Source organism: Duganella sacchari, assembly GCF_900143065.1.
Classification (GTDB): domain Bacteria; phylum Pseudomonadota; class Gammaproteobacteria; order Burkholderiales; family Burkholderiaceae_D; genus Rugamonas; species Rugamonas sacchari.
This window is the reverse complement of record NZ_FRCX01000004.1, coordinates 184,112-201,558: the sequence shown is the minus strand read 5'-3', so window position 1 is coordinate 201,558 and position 17,447 is coordinate 184,112. Positions and strand designations below refer to the sequence as shown.

Sequence of the window (17,447 nt, the reverse complement as noted above, 5' to 3'; positions counted from 1 at the left end):
CACATGAGCAGCGAAAAAGTTGATGCGTTCATGCACCGCGCCACCAGCTGGCAAGCTGAATTCGCGGCGCTGCGTGAGATCATTCAGTCGAGTGACCTGAGCGAAGAATTGAAGTGGGGCCAGCCCTGCTACACGCTGGATGGCCAGAACGTGGTGCTGATGCACGGCTTTAAAGACTACTGCGCGCTGCTGTTCTTCAAGGGCGCGCTGATGAAAGATTCCAAGAGCATCCTGGTCCAGCAAACAGAAAACGTGCAGGCCGCGCGCCAGGTCCGCTTCACTTCTCTCGACCAGATCACCAAGCTGGAAAAGACACTCAAGAGCTACATCAAGAACGCCATCGAGCTGGAGAAGTCCGGCGCCAAGGTGGCGTTCAAAAAAACTGCGGAATTTTCCTTCCCCGAAGAGCTGGAACGCAAGATGGATGAGATCCCGGCCCTGCGCACCGCCTTCGAAGAACTGACGCCCGGCCGCCAGCGCGGCTACCTGCTGCACTTCTCGTCGGCCAAACAGGCAAAGACGCGCGAATCCCGCATCGACAAATGCGTTCAACGCATCCTGGCCGGCAAAGGGCTGGACGATTAAAGCTCCTGACAAAAACTGACAGTGCCCGTCCATATACTGGGGCTCCTTTTGAATTGGAGTCCCATTATGAAATTCGCATCCATCCGTCTGGTCACCGCGCAGTTTGAACCGCTCCTCGCGTTCTACCAAAAAATCTCCGGGATTGACCCTGTCCGTTTGGCCGACGGCTTCGCGGAAGTGCGCTTTGATGGCGCGGTGCTGGCGATATCGTCGCAGGCGCTGGTAGCCCGCTTTAACGCTGACGCTGCGGTTGCAGCGGCCAACCGCTCGGCCATTCTTGAATTTGAGGTGGCCGACGTCCCGGCCATAAGCGAGCTCGCAATCAAAGAGCAAATTGAGGTGGTCATGCCCGCAACGCGTATGCCCTGGGGGAACCTCTCGCTACTGCTGCGCGACCCGGACGGCAACCTGGTCAACATCTTCTCCAGGCCGGCAGCCTGAGAAAGCGCGGCGCGCGTTCCGCTTCAATGATTGGCTAAATCAAGCCGGGCGCGCACTTCCATCAGGGCGAAGCCGAGAAGATTGAGTCCCTGCCATTCGAGCGGATTTTCTGCCCGCGGGTCGTCAAAGGCAAGGCCGATGCCCCAGATGTTATCCACGGGGCTGGCCTCGACCAGCACACGTTCGCTAGTCTGCAAAAGGAATTCGCGCAAGGCGGGGTTTTGCCCGAACTTGCCCAGGTTTGCGCGGACCACGATATGGAGCTAGGTCACGGAGCGGATGTCTGCGCAGTGTTTGAGATCGTGGATTGTTTTCCCAGGATGCCAGGGCGCTTCATTGCCACTATCTGCTGGCCGGATGCGAGGTAGCCATTCAGGCGCTCTGCCAGGAATGGCGGCAACCCGGCAACAGCGGCAATCCTGAATCCCGCCTGTTCATAGAACTGCACGAGGTGATCGTACGGCAGACAGTACGACTCGCCCTGTGACAGGTATGGAATGCAGTGCGTCAGCAGCAGGCTGCCGATTCCCTGTCGCTGAAAGTCTGGATGGACGTGCATGCCTCGCAAGACCATCACGCCCTCTTCCTTGCAGAGACGAACAGCGCCTGCCAGGCGGGTGCCTGCTTTTGCACACAGGGTCACGTCCGTAGCGGAAACGCCACCGCCGTAGCCGACGGTTTGATACAAGCCTGCCACAGCGGCCAGTTCTGTCTCTGTGGCGACGCCAATGCTGATGTGGCGCCATGCCATCTTCTGCAACTGGATAGCCGGATGGCTTTCCAGCGCTTCCCATTCAGGCAAAAAGGTAAAGCCCTGCTTCAGGTAGAAGGCTGCGGCACGGCTATTTTCGGGAGCTACATCCAAGGTCACGCGCACGTAGTTGTGTAATGCAGCGTGGGATTGCACGGCTTGCACCAAAGACTTCGCGATGCCGGTGCCGCGCACTTCCGGCGCCACCCACATGGCAATCAGGCCAAGGGTCTGCGCATTGACCGGGACATGCCCGACAATGCCGACTGCCGCACCATCCTGAAACGCCAGCAGATACCGCGCGGGTCCACGACCTGCCGCACGGTCTTGCCAGCCGGTGTCCGTGTACGCAGCGGCGGAAGCATGCGCCACGCCAAACGCAGTGGGTGCGTCCAGCAAGGCCGCTAAGCGGATACGTTTCAGTTCCTGCCAGTCTTCTTCTCTTGTGTAACGTACTACCATCGATACAAGCCTACAAAAATACAAAACAGAGGAAAGGCGACAATCAACAAGGGCTCCAGCAAACGCCGACGCGGCCGGGGACGGGAAATACGCCAATAGCTTATCAGGCCTAGCACGCTACCGATTGCAGCAACGATCAGCGCAACTCCTGCCCCGATCACCACGCCTATGACCGACATACCGCAGATAAAGTAACCGTGAGCCGCCTGCTCACGCGCCCACTGTTCAAATAGCCAATGCTGATACATCAGGTAGATGACTGCTGCGCTGGCCAATATACCCAGCGCCAGCGAACAGTTCCTGAACGTGATGTGCTTCATTTCAAAGATGCCGCGTTTCTGCTGGCGGCGTTTCCCATTTGTCGTTTTTGCCGTCGAGGTAAGTGATTGGCGCGTTCACCAATTCTTCGGGCGTGACATCATCCAGGCAGCTAAGGTTCACTGCGTAGAAATCGCCCCAACGCGGCGAGCGGCCGATGCCGAAGGAGCGCACGCCGCAGTGGCGGCAGAACAGGTGCTTGTCGGTCTTGGTGAGGAACTGGTACAGCGTCAGATCATCCTCGCCGGACTTGAGACGAAAGGCGTCCGGTTTGATGATCGCCGGCCAGAAGCGCACCTTGGTGCAAATCGTGCAGTTGCAGCGTATGGTGCCCTGGCTTAAATCGATATCCGCTTCAAAAGTCACCACTCCACAGTGACAACTGCCATGGTAGGTTTTCATCATTCGATTCTCGCAGAGACTTCGCGTGAGATGGTGCCTGGATCGGCAAGCTGGCGTACCGCCAGTGCGCGCAGCTTATCGTCCAGCAGCCCTGCCAATGCCGCCTCGCGCAGCGACTCCGCTTCGGCAATCTGGCCACGTCCGAGCAGCACGTTCAGGCATAAGGACAGGCTGTTGACGTAATTGCTCAATTCCGCCGCCAGACGCGGCGCCTGGCCCGCTGGCGGAAACAGAGGGAACCTGATGGAAGTCTGATTCAGTTCATCCAGGCGCTCCAGAGGATTGCGAAGATAACGCTCGGCCAGCGTGTAGTCGCCCGCCGCCACGATGGCAGGCAAGGCAAGATACGACTCATTGTCGGCCTGCTCCGGCTGCGTCTCCAGCAGTTGCAGGAACAACTCATAGGTCGCACGGCTGTCATTCAGCATGTCGTTGATTTCATGGATGACGCTAAACCGCGAGCGTGGCCAGCGGCCATCGCGCATCTGGAATGTCACGTCACCCTGCAACAGCAGGCGCACTTGCGCTTCGCGCTTGAGGACCAGGGCGTCGCGCGCGGGCGCATGGTGTTCAATCAGCTGACTCCATGTGAACATCGTGATGAAGTGGGTACGGTCGGCACGCTCAAACAGCGCCTGCACCAGATCCAAAGCCTCTTCGTAGCGGCCCTCCTGATAGGCGTCGACCGCCTGCTGTACGGCGCCGTCGTGCGTCATGACAGCTGCACCGCAGTGTGGTTGCGCGGCGTCGCATCTTCATGCAACAGGTCGGACAGGTATTCGCACAGATCCCGCTCGGCGACGTCGCCGGGAATGATGAAATCCGCAGGACGGCGCTTGCCTTCCGCACCGAAGTAAAACGCCCGCCACGCACCGGGCGCGCCGGTCACGGCGATGAAGGAACCAAAGACCTTGAACTTCAGTTCTTTCATTTGAATGCCTCGATCACGATTTTGGCGACCTCGCCATGTATCTCCGGGTGCGACTTGTCATCCTTGCCAGGCTGGGTAAGATACACCGCCAGCACAATCGGCGCCTTCCCCGGCGGCCAGATGACCGCAATATCATTGACCGTGCCGTAATCACCCGCACCGGTCTTGTCGGCCACCGGCCAGCCGGCGGGCACGCCGGCGCGGATGCGGGTGGCGCCGGTAGTATTCCCTAGCATCCAGTCCTTCAATTGCTTGCGCTGGGTTGGCGGCAGCGCATCGCCGAGCACCAGCTTTTGCAGCGACCTTGCCATCGCCTCCGGCGTGGTGGTATCGCGAGGATCGCCGGGAATCGCGGTGTTCAGCTCCGTCTCCCAGCGCTCCAGGCGGAATTCGCTATCGCCGATGGAACGTGCATATGCCGTGACTGCAGCCGGTCCGCCGAGCTGCTTCATGAGCAGATTGGCGGCAGGGTTATCACTGTACTGCAGCGTCGCCTCGCACAACTCGGCCACCGTCATGCCCTCGCCCACATGCTTGCTCGTGATGGGCGCATGCGGTACCAGGTCGCTTTTCTCGTACGGGATGCGCTTCTTCAGCAATGCCGGATCGCGCGCCAGTACTGCGGCCGACAGCATCATCTTGAAAGTGCTGCAAACCGGGAAGCGCTCATCGGCACGATGCAGCAGCTGACGGCCATCGCCCGTGTTCAGCGCTGCGACACCCAACAGCCCGCCGGATTCCTTCTCCAGCAAGGCCAGTTGCGCCGTCGGCGACAGCTGCACGGTAGTAGGGGCCTGGTCCAGCAGGTCTGCCGCTCGCGCAAACGGCGTGGAAACCAGCGCCAGCATCAGCGCGCGACGGGTGGTAGAGTGAGTCATACAACCAGCACACAGTTAAATAAAAATAAACATATCATACCAGTGCCGGCGCCGACCGGGGAGACTCAATTGCGCGCACCGCAATCTGCCGTCGCTGTAGACTGATTTCATGGCTACCCAAGTGCTCATCGTCGGTGCCGGCCCTACCGGTTTAGTGCTTGCCATCGCATTGGCGAGACGGGGTGTTACGGTCCGTATCATCGATAAAAACAGCGGACCTGGCCAGGCTTCCCGCGCAATGGCGGTCCACGCGCGGACGCTGGAGTTCTACCGCCAGCTGGGCTTTGGCGACATGGTGGTCAACCTCGGCATCAAGATAGAAGCCATCCATTTGCGCGAACATGGCGAGGAAATCGCCGCACTGCCGCTCAAGGACATCGGCACCGGCATCAGCCCCTATCCTTTCGTGCTGGCGTTTCCACAGGATGACCACGAACGCTTCCTTACGGCCCAGCTGCAAGCCGAAGGCGTGGAAGTGGAATGGAATACCGAACTGGAATCGTTCACGCAGGATGAATGGGGCGTACGCGCCGTGCTGGAACACGGCGGCGACCGCATCACCTGCAGCAGCGCGTACCTGTGCGGCTGCGACGGCGCCCGCAGCCGCGTGCGCGAATCGCTCAAACTGGATTTCACCGGCGGCACCTATGCCCACCAGTTCTATGTGGCCGACGCGCAGGTCAGCGGACCGCCCAACGAAGACCTGATCGGCAATCTGGGCGCCCAGACCTTTGCGCTGATGCTGCCGGTACGCTCCAGCGGCATGCAGCGGCTGATCGGCGTGATGCCAGAGGGCGCACCGCAGCAGCCAACTTTCGAGGACATACGTCCGGTACTGGAACCGCTGCTCGGCATACAGGTGGAACGGGTCAACTGGTTCTCCACCTATCGCGTGCATCATCGCGTGGCTGCGCATTTCCGCGCCGGCCGCTGCTTCATTGCCGGCGATGCGGCCCACATTCACAGTCCCGCCGGCGGCCAGGGCATGAACACTGGCATCGGCGACGCGGTCAACCTGGCCTGGAAACTGGCGCACGTGCTGCAAGGTCGCGCCGATCCCTCACTGCTCGACACCTACGAAGCAGAACGCATCGTCTTCGCGCGCAAACTGGTCATCACCACCGACCGCGCTTTCCAGCTGATCGTCTCGCAGGGCACCGGCGGGCAGCTGCTGCGTAGCTGGCTGCTGCCGCATGTGTTCCCGGTCCTGAGCGGATTTGCGGCGGCGCGGCGCACCTTGTTTAAAACAGTTTCACAAGTGTTGATACATTATCCTGACAGCGCATTGAGCGGCGGCCGCGCGGGCGATGTGATCGGCGGCGACAGGCTGCCCTGGGTGCCCGACAACTTCGCGTCATTGCAGACGCTGGACTGGCAAATCCACGTCTACGGCCAGGCCAGTCCGCTCCTGACGGCGGCGGCGCAAGCCCTGCGTCTGCCGCTGCACGCTTATCCATGGAGCGAGCAGGCGGCCCACGCCGGCCTGCTGCAGGACGCCGCCTACCTGGTACGGCCAGACATGCACGTCGCACTCGCCATGCCACGCCAGGAAACCGACGTGCTGCGGGAACTGGCTGTGCGCTTCCAGCTTCGCTTCAGCAGGGATAGCTAAAAGCCATTGACATCGCAGCAGGGAGCACGCTAAGGTCAGCATCGCGCTGATTCTTTACCTTACTCATACAAAGGATGCCATGACTTACTCCCGCCGCGACTTCCTGTTGGCCACGCTCTCCGCCACTGCTGCCAGCACCGCTCCTGGCCTGGCTTTTGCCGACAGCGGCAACGCCGCCGACGCCACCTTCGCCAAACTGCTGGACGATATCGCAGAAGAGATCCTGCGCCTGTCGCCGACCAGCGCCACCGGCCTGGGTCTGGACAAGGACGCGCGCGCCGCGCTGAAGTCGCAGCTGGAAGATCTGTCGCCGGCCGGCGATGCCGCATGGGCCGCGGAAGTCAAATCCATCCAGACCCGCCTGCAGGCGATCAGCCGCGCCGCCCTGAGCGAGACGGCACAAACCCGCTACGACACCATCGCCTACGCCGCCGAATCGGGCGTACAAGGTCTGCGCTTCCCGTTCGGTGGCGCGGCCAGCGGCTTCAATGGCGGCACCGCGCCCTTCCCTGTCACGCAGCAGGACGGCACGCTGACCCGCCTCCCGGAATTCCTCGACTCCCAGCATCAGATCAACAATGCCGCCGATGCCGACGCCTACATGGCCCGCCTGGAAGGCATGGCCAGGATGCTGGACCAGGAAACCGCGCGCATCGCGGAGCAGGCGGGCAAAGGCATCATGCCGCCCGACTTCATCTGCCGCACGGCACTCGGCCAACTGAAAGACTTCCGCAAAACGCCGGCTGCCAAACAAAAGCTGGTGACCTCGATTACCGAGCGTACGCAAAAGCAGAACATCCCCGGCGAGTGGAATGCCCGCGCGCTGAAACTGGTGGAGGGTTCCATCTATCCAGCGCTGGAGCGCCAGATCGCCGCGTTCAGCAAAGCCTCCGCCAAAGCGACCAGCGTGGCCGGCGTACACCGCCTGCCGGATGGCGCCGCGTATTACGAATGGGCGCTGCGCCTCGGCACCTCGACCACCCACAGCGCAAAGGAAATCCACGCGATTGGCCTGGAGCAGAACAAGCAGCTGCAGGCGCGCATTGATGCCATCCTCAAAAAACAGGGCATCACCAATGGCACTGTGGGCCAGCGCCTGCTGGCGTTGTCGAAACAGCCGCAACGCTTTTACGCCGACAACGACAAGGGCCGCGAAGAACTGATCGCCTACTGCAACGAGCGCGTGACGGCGGTGCGCAAGCTGATGCCGCAAATTTCGCACCTCGGCATGAAGGTGCCGCTGCAAATCAAGCGCGTGCCGGTCGATATCGAAGCCGGCGCACCGCTGGGCTATATGAACTTTGCCTCGCTTGACGGTTCGCGTCCTGCCATCTACTACATCAACCTGAAATCGACCACGTTGTGGCCGAAGTCGGAAATCGCCACCCTGACCGCGCACGAAGGCCTGCCCGGCCACGCGTGGCAAGGCGCCTACCTGGCCGAACACCACGACCAGCTGCCGCTGATCTCCTCGCTGATCGGCTTTAACGCCTTCATCGAAGGCTGGGCGCTGTACGCGGAACAACTGGTTGATGAATTTGGCCTGTACGCCAACGATCCATTCAGCCAGATCGGCTATCTGCAAGCGCAGCAATTCCGCGCCTGCCGCCTGGTGGTGGACACAGGCATGCACGCCATGAAGTGGACGCGCGAGCAGGCGATCCGTTTCCTGGTCGAGAACACGGGCCGCGGCCAGCAGGCCATGACCAGTGAAATCGACCGCTACACAGTATCGCCAGGCCAGGCTTGCGGCTACAAGATGGGCCACAACGAAATCCTGCGCCAGCGTGAGCGCGCCAAGGCGGCGCTGGGCGGCAAGTTCGATCTGGCCGGCTTCAACGACGCGCTGGTCACCAGCACTGGCGTGCCGCTGACCGTGCTGCCGACCGTGATCGACCGCTACATCGCCAAACAACAGAAAACGTAAAAGTCGTTTATCCGGAGATGGTTTTCTTGTAAGCTTGTCACGAAATCATGAAAACCATCGCCATCATCGGCGGCGGCGTCACGGGAGTGACCACCGCCTACGCCCTCGCCAAGCGCGGCTTTGCCGTCACCCTGCTGGAACGCCATCGCTATGCGGCGATGGAAACCTCGTATGCCAACGGCGGCCAGCTGTCCGCCTCCAATGCGGAAGTCTGGAATCACCGCGCCACCATCGCCAAGGCGCTGCAGTGGATGCTCAAGCGCGATGCGCCGCTGCTGGTGCACCTGCATCCCACGTGGCACAAGCTGTCGTGGTTTTCCGAATTCATCGGCGCCATGCAGCACTATCACGACAACACCATCGCCCTCGCCCGCATGGCGGTGGCGGCGCGCGAGCACCTGTTCCAATGGGCCGACGAGGAAGGCATACAGTTTGACCTGAAACGCCAGGGCATCCTGCACATCCACCACGACCGCGCAGAGTTCGAACACGCGGTCGCTGTCAGCAAGCTGCTGGCGCGCGCGGGCGTGCCGCGCCGCGCGGTAACGCCGGAGGAGATGCGGGCCATTGAGCCGTCGCTGCAAGGTCAGTACTACGCCGGACATTACACCGACAGCGACAGCAGCGGCGATATCCACAAATTCACCACCGGCCTGGCGCAGGCGGCACAGCGCCTGGGCGCGCAACTGCGCTTCAATCAGCATGTGGTGCAGCTCAACCCCATCAGCAACGGCGTGCGCCTGACCGTGCTGCACGACGACAGCGCCACTACCAGCGATTACGATGCCGTGGTGGTTTGCGCCGGCGCTGCCAGCCGCGAGCTGGCCGCGCAAGTGGGCGAGAACGTCAATGTCTATCCGGTCAAAGGCTACTCGGTCACGCTGCATCTGGACGATGCAGCCAGCCAGGCGGCCGCGCCCAATGTCAGCCTGGTGGACGACACGGTGAAACTGGTCTGCAGCCGGTTGGGCGACAAGCGCCTGCGCGTGGCCGGCACGGCGGAGTTCAATGGCTTTAACCGCGACATTCGCGCCGACCGCATCGCGCCGCTGACCAACTGGGTGCAACAGAACTTCCCCGAGGTCAGCACCCGCAACCTGACGCCATGGGCCGGCCTGCGGCCCATGATGCCGGATCTGGTGCCGCGCGTGGGCGCCGGCAAGGTCTCAGGCGTGTATTACAACACCGGCCACGGCCATCTGGGCTGGACGCTGGCCGCCGCCACGGCCGAGATGGTGGCGGGCGCCATTGCCGCTTCGCGGGACTCTGTGTTGCAGCGCACCGCCACCCCCTTGAAATTAGCGTAAACTAGCTTCATCTTAGGCCTGTCTTCACCAGGAGGTATCACATGAAACATTTGACGGCTAAATCTATTGCACGTATCACCTTGCTGGCGGGCGCCATGGCGCTGACCGCACCTGTATTTGCCGCCGAACCCACCATCCACGAAATCTATGTGGCGGCGGAAGCGGGCAAGTACGCGGAAGCCCAGTCCATGCTGGACCAGGTGCTCAAAGCGCACCCGAACAGCGCGAAGGCGTATTTTGTCGAAGCCGAGCTGCAGGCCAAGCAAGGCCAGTTCGTGGCTGCGCAAGCGTCGCTGGCCAAGGCTGAACAGCTGGCCCCCGGCCTGCCCAAAATCGATCCCGCCGCGGTGACCAAGCTCAAAACCCTGCTGGTGCAAGGCCAGAAGGTGAATTATTCGCAGCAGCCGGCACGCCAGAATGGCGGCGGCAGCGGCTATAACAGCGGCGGCTACGCCAACGCGCCACAGCAAAGCAGCGGCTTTTCCCTGACCAGTATCCTGATCCTGGGCGTCGGCCTGGTTGGCTTTATCTGGCTGGCGACCCGCTTCATGCAGCGCGGCCAGCAACAGCAAGCCGTTAATGATGGCTTCAACCCGGGCGGCTACAATCCCGGCGGCGCTCCAGGCTATACGCCGGGTGGCGTACCGCAACAGGGTTATGGCCAGCCAGGCTACGGCCAACCGGGCTATCCGCAACCGCAGCAGCCTGGCATGGGCTCGCGCATCATGGGCGGCCTGGCGACCGGCGCCGCAGTAGGTGCAGGTATCGTGGCCGGCGAAGCGATTGCGCGCCAGTTCACGGGCGGCAACCACGATTCCGGCTCCGGCCAGCCACGCAATGACATCGTCTACGACGATCCGTCCTCGCGCGACGAACTGCTGCGCCGTGACGACATGGGCGGCAACGACTTTGGCACCAGCGGTGGCTGGGATGATGGCGGCGGCAGCAGCGACAGCGGCGGTGGTGGTGGCGGCAGCGACTGGGACTAAGCCCGTTGCATCTGCCTGACCGCTGACTCACCTCACGGGGCGCGGCGCTCGCCCGCCCCGGCAGCCTCCATCGCCACGTCCCAATATGCGGGACTGCCAAAATACTCCTTCAAATGACGTATCAACAGCTGTGACTTGGCCTGGTTGGACCGGCCCGGCATATGCACGGCATGTATCGCCGGCGCATTCGTATCGCGGCGCACGTCGTCGCGCTCAATCGGCAGCATCGGAAACACCGGCACCAGCTGGCCCGCCACAATCGCATCACTGGCCAGCCAGTTGGCCAGATGCACAATGCCGGCGCCGCTGATGGCCGCATGCAGCAGCGAGTCGGTATCGTCGCAGCGCAGATTGCCCTTGACCGGCAAGGGCTGGTTACCGTTGACACCTTCAAAGCGCCACCAGCCGCGCGGCGGCACGCGGCCATTCACCGTCAGGCACTGATGCTTGAGCAGGTCCTCGGGCGACGCCGGCCAGCCATACCGCGCCAGATAGGCCGGGCTGGCGCTGACCACACGGTTCATTCCCGCCAGCCACGTCGCCACCAGGTCGCTGGCAGGCAGCACGCCGGCCCGCACTGCAACATCCACGCGTCGCGCGGACAGGTCCACCACGTCGTCGCTGACATGCAGATCCACTTCAATCAGCGGATAGCGCTGCAGGAACGAGGCGATCGCCGGCGCCACATGCAGGCGCCCGAATGCGGCCGGCGCAGTCACCGTCAGCAGGCCGCGAGGCTCGCTGTCCAGCTCCTGCACGGCATGTTTGCCATCCGCCAGCTCGGCCAGGATATTGCGAGCACGCGGCAGGAAGCGCTCCCCCGCATCGGTCACCACCACATGGCGCGAGCTGCGCAGCAGCAGGCGCGCGCCCAGTTCAGACTCCAGCGCGTCGATCTTGCGCGACACCGAAGACACGGCCATTTCCAGCTGTACCGCAGCCCGCGACAAACTGCTCAACTCCACCACGGTCACGAAGCACTTCAAAGCATCAATCATCATTTCTCCACCGGCAGACATCTTTGCGGATTTTGCAAAGACTATTTGCCTTTTTGCATATTGTGCCATTTTTTGCAAAGCAGCATACTTCGCTTATCGATGAATTGTTAAGGATGACAATAATGAAATTCACACCCCTGTTTGCCGCTCTGGCCTTCGCCGTTTACGCTCCTGTGTTTGCTGCCGCGCCGCTGGCCGGCACCAATGCGCCAGGCTTCCATCGCATCATGCTGGGCGATTTTGAAGTCACCGCGCTGAGCGATGGCACAATCGATCTGCCATTCGACAAACTGCTGCACGAACCGGCTGCCGTCACCACCAAGGCGCTGGCCCGCAACTTCCAGAACACGCCAACCGAATCGTCGGTCAACGCCTTCCTGATTAACACCGGCAGCAAACTGATACTGGTGGATACGGGCGCGGGCAGCCTGTTCGGCCCGACCCTGGGCAAGCTGGTGGCCAACCTGAAGGCCTCCGGTTATCAGCCGGAGCAAGTGGATGAAATCTACCTGACCCACCTGCACCCGGACCACGTGGGCGGCCTGGCAGCCAGCAGCCAGACCGTGTTCACCAACGCCGTGGTGCGCGCCGACAAGCACGATACCGACTTCTGGCTCAGCCAGGCCAATATGGACAAGGCGCCGGCCGCCAGCAAAGGCTTCTTCCAGGGCGCGATGGCGTCGCTGAATCCCTACGCCCAGCGCGTGCAACCGTTCAGCGGCGACACTGAACTGGCAGCCGGCGTGCGCGCCACGTCCAGCTACGGCCACACGCCAGGCCACACCATCTATACGGTGGAAAGCAAGGGCAAGAAGCTGGTGCTGATCGGTGACCTGATCCACGCAGGCGCGGTGCAGTTCCCGCATCCGGAAGTGACGATCGGTTTTGACAGCGACGCCAAGAACGCCGCAGCTGCACGCGCCAAGGTCTTCCAGGCGGCAGCCAGGGAAGGTGCGCTGGTGGGCGCCAGCCACATCTCCTTCCCGGGCCTGGGCCATCTGCGCACGGCGGGCAAAGGCTACGACTGGGTGCCGGTCAGCTACACGCAGTTGCGCTAGTCAGTCTGGTGTCAGCGAATATCGTGACAATGCGTAGTATGAGTGATACTTCCCGCCCTATTTCCGTGCTGGTTGTGGACGACCATCCGCTGTTGCGTGCTGGCCTGGGCGAGGCCATCTCCAGCCAGGCCGACATGGCCTGGGTGGGCGAAGCAAGCAATGGCCGCGAGGCCGTCGCCGCGCACGCGCAGCTGCGGCCCGACGTCACCATCATGGATATCGCCATGCCGGAAATGGATGGCGTCACCGCGCTGCAGGAAATCCGCCGCGAGCATAACAACGCCCGTGTCGTCATGCTGACCACCTACAAGGGCGACGCGCAGATCCTGCGCGCCGTCCAGGGTGGCGCCGCCGGCTTCCTGTTGAAGAGCACTTTGCGCAAGGACTTGCTGGACACCGTGCGCGGTGTGCACATGGGCCAGCGCCGCATCCCGCCGGAAATCGCCATGGAACTGGCCCAGCACATGGGCCAGGGTCCGTTAAGCTCGCGCGAGATGGAAGTGTTGAATTATGCGGCGACCGGAAATTCCAATCGCCGCATCGCGGAACGCCTGTCGATTTCCGAGGAAACCGTCAAGGCGCATATGAAGAACGTGCTGGCCAAACTGGCCGCGAACGATCGCACCCACGCGGTAACGATCGCCCTCAAGCGCGGGATTATTACAATGTAATTGACGATCTAGTCCTTCGCACTCCAGGCCAGCCAGACCAGCAACACGCACGGCAGCAGCAGGCCGTGGAAGCCAGCCAGCACAAACCCGACGCCGCCGCTCATGCAGCCGGCGGCAAACGCCAGCACCGGCCAGGTCAGCTTTTTGCAGCGGCCTATCGCCTCGGGATCGCCGCGCAGCGAGTCCACCAGCTCAATCACCAGCGTGGTCACATTGCCCGTCATGACCGTGGTGGCCGCCGTCTTGCCCAGCAAAAGCTTGCCGTAGCAGTTCTGCACCGCCATGGCGCCGGCGCACAGCATGCCAGTCATCAGTGTCAGCGGCGCGGAGGCCCGCACCACCGGCGCCGCGTGCCACGCGCACACCACGGTCGCCAGCATCATCGCCAGCTGGAACAGGAAGCTGTTGCGCAGCGTTTTGGCGCTGCGCCGGTCCCAGTACAGTATCGCCAGCCGCGCCAGCGCGACAAACAGGATAAATACTGGGAACACCATGAGCTTGATGGTGATCGATTGCGAGGGCTCGATCAGCGCGCGGCCTATCAGTACGAAGTTGCCGGTCACGTGGGCGGTGAACAGGCCGAACAGCCCGACAAAGCCCAGCGTGTCCACATACCCGGCCAGGAAACCCAGCGCGATGCCCTGCTTGATGTCACCGCGTTCCATCGCCGCCTTTCTGCATATCGAGCCAGGCCACCAGCAGGAAGGCGCCGGTCAGGCCCAGATGCTCGAAGAAGCTGTTGGCGGCCATGAAGCGCTCCATGCCCGACATCTCCCAGAAACGGTTGGCCACGAAGGTTGCCATCAGCGTGAACACGCCAAGAAAGCCCGCGCCCAGCCAGCGGTAAAAGCCGGTCAGGATGGCGACCGACGCGCCCAGTTCCAGCGCGATCACCAGCGCTGCCAGGGGCGCCGCAGGTGACAGGCCGAAATGCTGCATCTCGCCGATGGCGGCATTGAAGTCAGTCAGCTTGTTGATGCCGCCCTGGAGATAGGCGGCGCACAACAGCAGCAGGCATACCCGGCGTACCCATGGCGCCCTCACGCCGCCGTGCGGAACGCTGGTCGTGGCGATATCCGGCGACCGCATCACACCGCCCAGCAGGCGCAACCCAGCGCGCCCCAGAAGCTCTTCAGGTCGGAGATCGGCAACTTGCTGGCCCACGCGCCGGTGTGCTGGTGGCCGTGCACATTGCAGTTATTGGCGCAGCCGCAGGCGGCGGCCTGCTGCTGGCGTTCGCGCTTCTGCTGCAACTGGCGCTGCTCCAGCTCCTTGAGCGCGGCACGGCTGGTGCCTTGCTTCTCGCCCCAGCCGGCATAGCCACCGAAGCGGCGCACCGGCGACCAGTCGGGCATTGCGGGCGGCGGCGGCAGATCGTGGCTGGCGAACATGCCGGCCGCATACACCACTTTGCCGCCGACGATGGTCAGGTCCGAAGCCAGGTCCCAGATTTCGCTTTCCGCGCAGGCGAAGAAGTCTTTGTCTGGCACGATCATGTCGGCCAGCTGGCCAACCTGGATACGGCCTTTCTTGCCTTCCTCGTTCGAGAACCAGGTGGTGTTCTCGGTCCACATGCGCAGCGCTGCTTCGCGGTCCAGGCAGTTGGCGCGCGGGTACAACTGGGCGCCGCTGACGGTCTTGCCGGTGATGAGCCAGGCCAGCGATACCCAAGGGTTGTACGAGGCGACGCGGGTGGCATCGGTGCCTGCCGAGGTCTTCACGCCGGCTTCGAGGATTTTCTTTACCGGCGGCGTGGCTTCGGCTGCACCGTGGCCATAGCGCTCGATGAAGTACTCACCCTGATAGGCCATGCGGTGCTGCACGGCGATACCGCCGCCCAGCGCTGCGATACGGTCAATCGAACGGTCGGAAATGGTCTCGGCATGGTCGAAGAACCAGTTCAGGCCTTCCAGCGGGACGTCCTGATTCACGCGCTCAAACACGTCCAGCGCGCGGCTGATGGTTTCGTCGTAGGTCGCGTGCATGCGCCATGGCCAGCGGTTCTGCGCCAGCACGCGCACCACGCCTTCCAGGTCGTCTTCCATATTGTCCGGCATGTCAGGGCGCGGCTGGCGGAAGTCTTCGAAGTCGGCGGCCGAGAAAGTCAGCATCTCGCCTGCGCCGTTGTGACGGAAGTAGTCGTCGCCCTGCTGGTACTTCACGCTCTGCGTCCAGTTGATGAAGTCTTCCTTCTCCTGCTTGGGCTTCTGCGTGAACAGGTTGTAGGCCATGCGGATGGTCAGCTGCTTTTCATCGGCCAGCTGCTGGATCACCTGATAGTCGTCCGGATAGTTCTGGAAGCCGCCGCCCGCGTCGATCACGCCGGTCACGCCAAGGCGATTCAGTTCGCGCATGAAGTGGCGCGTCGAATTGACCTGGTATTCCAGCGGCAGCTTCGGCCCTTTCGCCAGCGTGGCGTACAGAATCGAGGCATTCGGCTTGGCCAGCAGCAGGCCGGTAGGATTGCCTGAGCCGTCACGCATGATCTCGCCGCCTGGCGGCGCCGGCGTCTCCTTGTTGTATCCAACGGCACGCAGCGCAGCGCCGTTCAGCAGTGCGCGGTCGTACAGGTGCAGGATGAACACCGGCGTATCCGGCGCCACCGCGTTCAGTTCCTCGATGGTCGGCAGACGCTTCTCGGCAAACTGGTGTTCGGTGAAACCGCCCACCACGCGCACCCACTGCGGCGCAGGCGTAATCGCCACCTGTGCCTTGAGCATGGCCATGGCGTCGGCCAGCGAGCGCACGCCGTCCCAGCGCAGCTCCAGGTTGAAATTCAGGCCGCCACGGATGATGTGGCAGTGATTGTCGATCAGCCCTGGCAGCACGCGCTTGCCGTGCAGGTCGATGATCCGGGTATTCGGCCCGGCCAGCGCCATGATCTCATTGGCGCGGCCGACGGCGGTAAATTTGCCATCCGTGATGGCGACAGCTTCGGCATGCGGATTGCTGCGGTCCAGTGTGGTGAACAGGCCACGGTGCAGAATCAGGTCGGGAGTTTGGGTCATCAGGTGCTCCTGGTTTCATCGGACTTCTGCGCGGACGGCAGCTGGCCGAAACAATGCGGTTTGACGTGGTCTTCGATCCACGAGACTTTGGGGGCTTCCTGTTGCCACAGCTGGCGCAGCAGCGGCGGCAACTGCTCGCCGAGCAGCATGCCAAGCAGGCCAACCAGCGCAATCACCGGCGGCGCGGGCGAGCGCACATTCAGGAAGCCGTAAATCAGGCCGACCAGCAAGCCAACAGCCACGGATACGATATACATTTTCATGATCTAACGGTACTCCAGTAAGTAAATCGTGCCCATAGTGTAGAGAGCACGCCTGCTTCTGGCATCACCGGTAATGATCGCCCCGGGCTCCCTCTTTTGACAGGGGCGGCCGGCGCATGGACCGGCTACTGGATCACGCCGCAGGAATGCAGGTCGAGAATGCCGCGCTCAATCGCCAGTGTGACGGCGTGCGTGCGGTCGCTGGCATTGAGCTTGGCCAAGATGCTTTTCATGTGCACCTTGACCGTCTCCTCCGAGATCACCAGATGCATGCCGATGCGCTTGTTGCTCTGCCCTCCTGCGACCAGCTGCAGCACCTCCACTTCGCGCTTGCTCAGCGCACCCTCGTGCCAGTGTTCGGCGATACCGGTGGCCACCGCCGCCGGAATGCTGCGGCGCCCCTGGTGCACGCAGCGAATGGTGGCCAGCAGCTCCTTGCGCAGCATGCTCTTGAGCAGATAACCGGCAGCGCCGGCGGCGATTGCGCGCTGGGCCAGCACGTCGCCTTCATAGGTCGTCAGCACGACAATGCGCGCGTTGGGGAATTCCTTGCGGATGGCGAGGGTGGCGTCGATGCCGTTCATATCCGGCATCTGGATATCCATGAGCGTGACGTCAGGCTGCAAGCGGCGATAGGCTTCGACTGCCTGCGCGCCATTGGTGGCTTCTTCCACTACCTGCATATCCTCCTCGTCAGCGATCACGCTGGCGATACCTTCGCGGAACATCGGGTGATCGTCCACGCTCAGGATGGTGATAGGCCTAGGGTTCATGCGTATCTCGTGATTAAAGTTCTGACAGCTGGCACGCAGCATGACACAAGCGCAAGCCTTTGCCTATACCTCC

20 protein-coding genes and 1 pseudogene are annotated in these 17,447 nt (G+C 62.4%); 8 read left to right on the top strand and 13 right to left on the bottom strand.

What is annotated here, in order from left to right; genetic code table 11:
- The first annotated feature begins 3 nt into the window (after window positions 1-3).
- A complete protein-coding gene (locus tag BUA36_RS09975) occupies window positions 4-585 on the top strand; it encodes a YdeI/OmpD-associated family protein (protein ID WP_072784027.1) in 582 nt (193 codons plus the stop codon).
- Between the two features lie 66 nt (window positions 586-651).
- Window positions 652-1,026 carry a VOC family protein gene (locus tag BUA36_RS09970; RefSeq protein WP_072784025.1) on the top strand — a complete coding sequence of 125 codons (375 nt, stop codon included), beginning with the start codon at window positions 652-654 and terminating at the stop codon, window positions 1,024-1,026.
- A gap of 23 nt (window positions 1,027-1,049) precedes the next feature.
- On the opposite strand, the pseudogene ybiA reads toward BUA36_RS09970, so the two are convergent.
- The 7 genes and pseudogenes from ybiA to bla all read right to left on the bottom strand — a co-directional run.
- Window positions 1,050-1,283, bottom strand: a pseudogene (ybiA, locus tag BUA36_RS09965) (riboflavin biosynthesis intermediates N-glycosidase); the annotation flags it as partial.
- Between the two features lie 11 nt (window positions 1,284-1,294).
- Window positions 1,295-2,239, bottom strand: a complete 945-nt coding sequence (locus BUA36_RS30680; protein WP_167544273.1) for a GNAT family N-acetyltransferase — start codon at window positions 2,237-2,239, stop codon at window positions 1,295-1,297.
- Complete coding sequence (locus tag BUA36_RS09955) at window positions 2,233-2,559, bottom strand: hypothetical protein (protein WP_072784023.1); 327 nt, start codon at window positions 2,557-2,559, stop codon at window positions 2,233-2,235. Before BUA36_RS09955 ends, BUA36_RS30680 begins: the two co-directional genes overlap by 7 nt.
- Window position 2,560: 1 nt before the next feature.
- The gene (locus tag BUA36_RS09950) at window positions 2,561-2,962 is read right to left on the bottom strand and encodes a GFA family protein (protein WP_072784022.1); all 402 of its coding nucleotides are present in this window, start codon (window positions 2,960-2,962) and stop codon (window positions 2,561-2,563) included.
- On the bottom strand, window positions 2,959-3,675 hold the full coding sequence (locus BUA36_RS09945) for a hypothetical protein (RefSeq protein ID WP_072784021.1): 717 nt from the start codon (window positions 3,673-3,675) through the stop codon (window positions 2,959-2,961). Before BUA36_RS09945 ends, BUA36_RS09950 begins: the two co-directional genes overlap by 4 nt.
- Entirely contained in the window at window positions 3,672-3,890 is a 219-nt protein-coding gene (locus BUA36_RS09940; RefSeq protein ID WP_072784020.1) for a DUF7661 family protein, read from the bottom strand. The genes BUA36_RS09945 and BUA36_RS09940 overlap by 4 nt, the downstream gene beginning before the upstream one ends.
- The gene (gene bla, locus BUA36_RS09935) at window positions 3,887-4,768 is read right to left on the bottom strand and encodes a class A beta-lactamase (RefSeq protein WP_072784019.1); all 882 of its coding nucleotides are present in this window, start codon (window positions 4,766-4,768) and stop codon (window positions 3,887-3,889) included. Before bla ends, BUA36_RS09940 begins: the two co-directional genes overlap by 4 nt.
- A 109-nt stretch (window positions 4,769-4,877) precedes the next feature.
- On the opposite strand from bla, the gene BUA36_RS09930 reads away from it, so the two are divergent.
- From BUA36_RS09930 to BUA36_RS09915, 4 genes are all read left to right on the top strand, one after another.
- Window positions 4,878-6,380 (top strand): FAD-dependent oxidoreductase, encoded by a 1,503-nt coding sequence (locus BUA36_RS09930; RefSeq protein ID WP_072784018.1) that lies wholly within the window; start codon window positions 4,878-4,880, stop codon window positions 6,378-6,380.
- Between the two features lie 79 nt (window positions 6,381-6,459).
- Window positions 6,460-8,307 (top strand): DUF885 domain-containing protein, encoded by a 1,848-nt coding sequence (locus BUA36_RS09925; protein WP_072784017.1) that lies wholly within the window; start codon window positions 6,460-6,462, stop codon window positions 8,305-8,307.
- Between the two features lie 47 nt (window positions 8,308-8,354).
- Window positions 8,355-9,614 carry a D-amino acid dehydrogenase gene (locus BUA36_RS09920; protein WP_072784015.1) on the top strand — a complete coding sequence of 420 codons (1,260 nt, stop codon included), beginning with the start codon at window positions 8,355-8,357 and terminating at the stop codon, window positions 9,612-9,614.
- Between the two features lie 41 nt (window positions 9,615-9,655).
- The gene (locus BUA36_RS09915; protein ID WP_229255659.1) at window positions 9,656-10,603 is read left to right on the top strand and encodes a tetratricopeptide repeat protein; all 948 of its coding nucleotides are present in this window, start codon (window positions 9,656-9,658) and stop codon (window positions 10,601-10,603) included.
- Window positions 10,604-10,635: 32 nt separating this feature from the next.
- Here BUA36_RS09915 and BUA36_RS09910 read toward each other — a convergent pair whose 3' ends face one another.
- Window positions 10,636-11,604: a LysR family transcriptional regulator gene (locus BUA36_RS09910; RefSeq protein ID WP_229255658.1), complete on the bottom strand. Its 969-nt coding sequence runs from the start codon at window positions 11,602-11,604 to the stop codon at window positions 10,636-10,638.
- Window positions 11,605-11,723: 119 nt separating this feature from the next.
- Between BUA36_RS09910 and BUA36_RS09905 the strand changes: the two genes are divergently transcribed.
- Window positions 11,724-12,659, top strand: coding sequence for an MBL fold metallo-hydrolase (locus tag BUA36_RS09905; RefSeq protein WP_072784013.1), 936 nt, complete (start codon window positions 11,724-11,726; stop codon window positions 12,657-12,659).
- Window positions 12,660-12,697: 38 nt separating this feature from the next.
- The gene (locus BUA36_RS09900) at window positions 12,698-13,330 is read left to right on the top strand and encodes a response regulator transcription factor (RefSeq protein WP_072784011.1); all 633 of its coding nucleotides are present in this window, start codon (window positions 12,698-12,700) and stop codon (window positions 13,328-13,330) included.
- An 8-nt stretch (window positions 13,331-13,338) separates the two neighbouring features.
- Here the strand turns inward: BUA36_RS09900 and BUA36_RS09895 are convergent, their stop codons facing one another.
- The 5 genes from BUA36_RS09895 to BUA36_RS09875 form a co-directional block, all read right to left on the bottom strand.
- A complete protein-coding gene (locus BUA36_RS09895; RefSeq protein ID WP_072784009.1) occupies window positions 13,339-13,995 on the bottom strand; it encodes a YoaK family protein in 657 nt (218 codons plus the stop codon).
- Complete coding sequence (locus BUA36_RS09890) at window positions 13,982-14,419, bottom strand: DoxX family protein (RefSeq protein WP_139260459.1); 438 nt, start codon at window positions 14,417-14,419, stop codon at window positions 13,982-13,984. Before BUA36_RS09890 ends, BUA36_RS09895 begins: the two co-directional genes overlap by 14 nt.
- Complete coding sequence (locus tag BUA36_RS09885; RefSeq protein WP_072784007.1) at window positions 14,419-16,338, bottom strand: amidohydrolase; 1,920 nt, start codon at window positions 16,336-16,338, stop codon at window positions 14,419-14,421. The genes BUA36_RS09890 and BUA36_RS09885 overlap by 1 nt, the downstream gene beginning before the upstream one ends.
- On the bottom strand, window positions 16,338-16,601 hold the full coding sequence (locus BUA36_RS09880) for a DUF1427 family protein (RefSeq protein WP_072784004.1): 264 nt from the start codon (window positions 16,599-16,601) through the stop codon (window positions 16,338-16,340). The genes BUA36_RS09885 and BUA36_RS09880 overlap by 1 nt, the downstream gene beginning before the upstream one ends.
- A gap of 125 nt (window positions 16,602-16,726) precedes the next feature.
- Entirely contained in the window at window positions 16,727-17,374 is a 648-nt protein-coding gene (locus BUA36_RS09875) for a response regulator (RefSeq protein WP_072784622.1), read from the bottom strand.
- Between the last annotated feature and the right edge of the window lie 73 nt (window positions 17,375-17,447).

Bases quoted from the DNA above. Each gene is read 5' to 3' on its own strand.
- BUA36_RS09975 (WP_072784027.1), top strand. From the start codon at position 4: ATGAGCAGCGAAAAAGTTGATGCGTTCATGCACCGCGCCACCAGCTGG.
- BUA36_RS09970 (WP_072784025.1), top strand. From the start codon at position 652: ATGAAATTCGCATCCATCCGTCTGGTCACCGCGCAGTTTGAACCGCTC.
- BUA36_RS30680 (WP_167544273.1), bottom strand. From the start codon at position 2,239: ATGGTAGTACGTTACACAAGAGAAGAAGACTGGCAGGAACTGAAACGT.
- BUA36_RS09955 (WP_072784023.1), bottom strand. From the start codon at position 2,559: ATGAAGCACATCACGTTCAGGAACTGTTCGCTGGCGCTGGGTATATTG.
- BUA36_RS09950 (WP_072784022.1), bottom strand. From the start codon at position 2,962: ATGATGAAAACCTACCATGGCAGTTGTCACTGTGGAGTGGTGACTTTT.
- BUA36_RS09945 (WP_072784021.1), bottom strand. From the start codon at position 3,675: ATGACGCACGACGGCGCCGTACAGCAGGCGGTCGACGCCTATCAGGAG.
- BUA36_RS09940 (WP_072784020.1), bottom strand. From the start codon at position 3,890: ATGAAAGAACTGAAGTTCAAGGTCTTTGGTTCCTTCATCGCCGTGACC.
- bla (WP_072784019.1), bottom strand. From the start codon at position 4,768: ATGACTCACTCTACCACCCGTCGCGCGCTGATGCTGGCGCTGGTTTCC.
- BUA36_RS09930 (WP_072784018.1), top strand. From the start codon at position 4,878: ATGGCTACCCAAGTGCTCATCGTCGGTGCCGGCCCTACCGGTTTAGTG.
- BUA36_RS09925 (WP_072784017.1), top strand. From the start codon at position 6,460: ATGACTTACTCCCGCCGCGACTTCCTGTTGGCCACGCTCTCCGCCACT.
- BUA36_RS09920 (WP_072784015.1), top strand. From the start codon at position 8,355: ATGAAAACCATCGCCATCATCGGCGGCGGCGTCACGGGAGTGACCACC.
- BUA36_RS09915 (WP_229255659.1), top strand. From the start codon at position 9,656: ATGAAACATTTGACGGCTAAATCTATTGCACGTATCACCTTGCTGGCG.
- BUA36_RS09910 (WP_229255658.1), bottom strand. From the start codon at position 11,604: ATGATGATTGATGCTTTGAAGTGCTTCGTGACCGTGGTGGAGTTGAGC.
- BUA36_RS09905 (WP_072784013.1), top strand. From the start codon at position 11,724: ATGAAATTCACACCCCTGTTTGCCGCTCTGGCCTTCGCCGTTTACGCT.
- BUA36_RS09900 (WP_072784011.1), top strand. From the start codon at position 12,698: ATGAGTGATACTTCCCGCCCTATTTCCGTGCTGGTTGTGGACGACCAT.
- BUA36_RS09895 (WP_072784009.1), bottom strand. From the start codon at position 13,995: ATGGAACGCGGTGACATCAAGCAGGGCATCGCGCTGGGTTTCCTGGCC.
- BUA36_RS09890 (WP_139260459.1), bottom strand. From the start codon at position 14,419: ATGCGGTCGCCGGATATCGCCACGACCAGCGTTCCGCACGGCGGCGTG.
- BUA36_RS09885 (WP_072784007.1), bottom strand. From the start codon at position 16,338: ATGACCCAAACTCCCGACCTGATTCTGCACCGTGGCCTGTTCACCACA.
- BUA36_RS09880 (WP_072784004.1), bottom strand. From the start codon at position 16,601: ATGAAAATGTATATCGTATCCGTGGCTGTTGGCTTGCTGGTCGGCCTG.
- BUA36_RS09875 (WP_072784622.1), bottom strand. From the start codon at position 17,374: ATGAACCCTAGGCCTATCACCATCCTGAGCGTGGACGATCACCCGATG.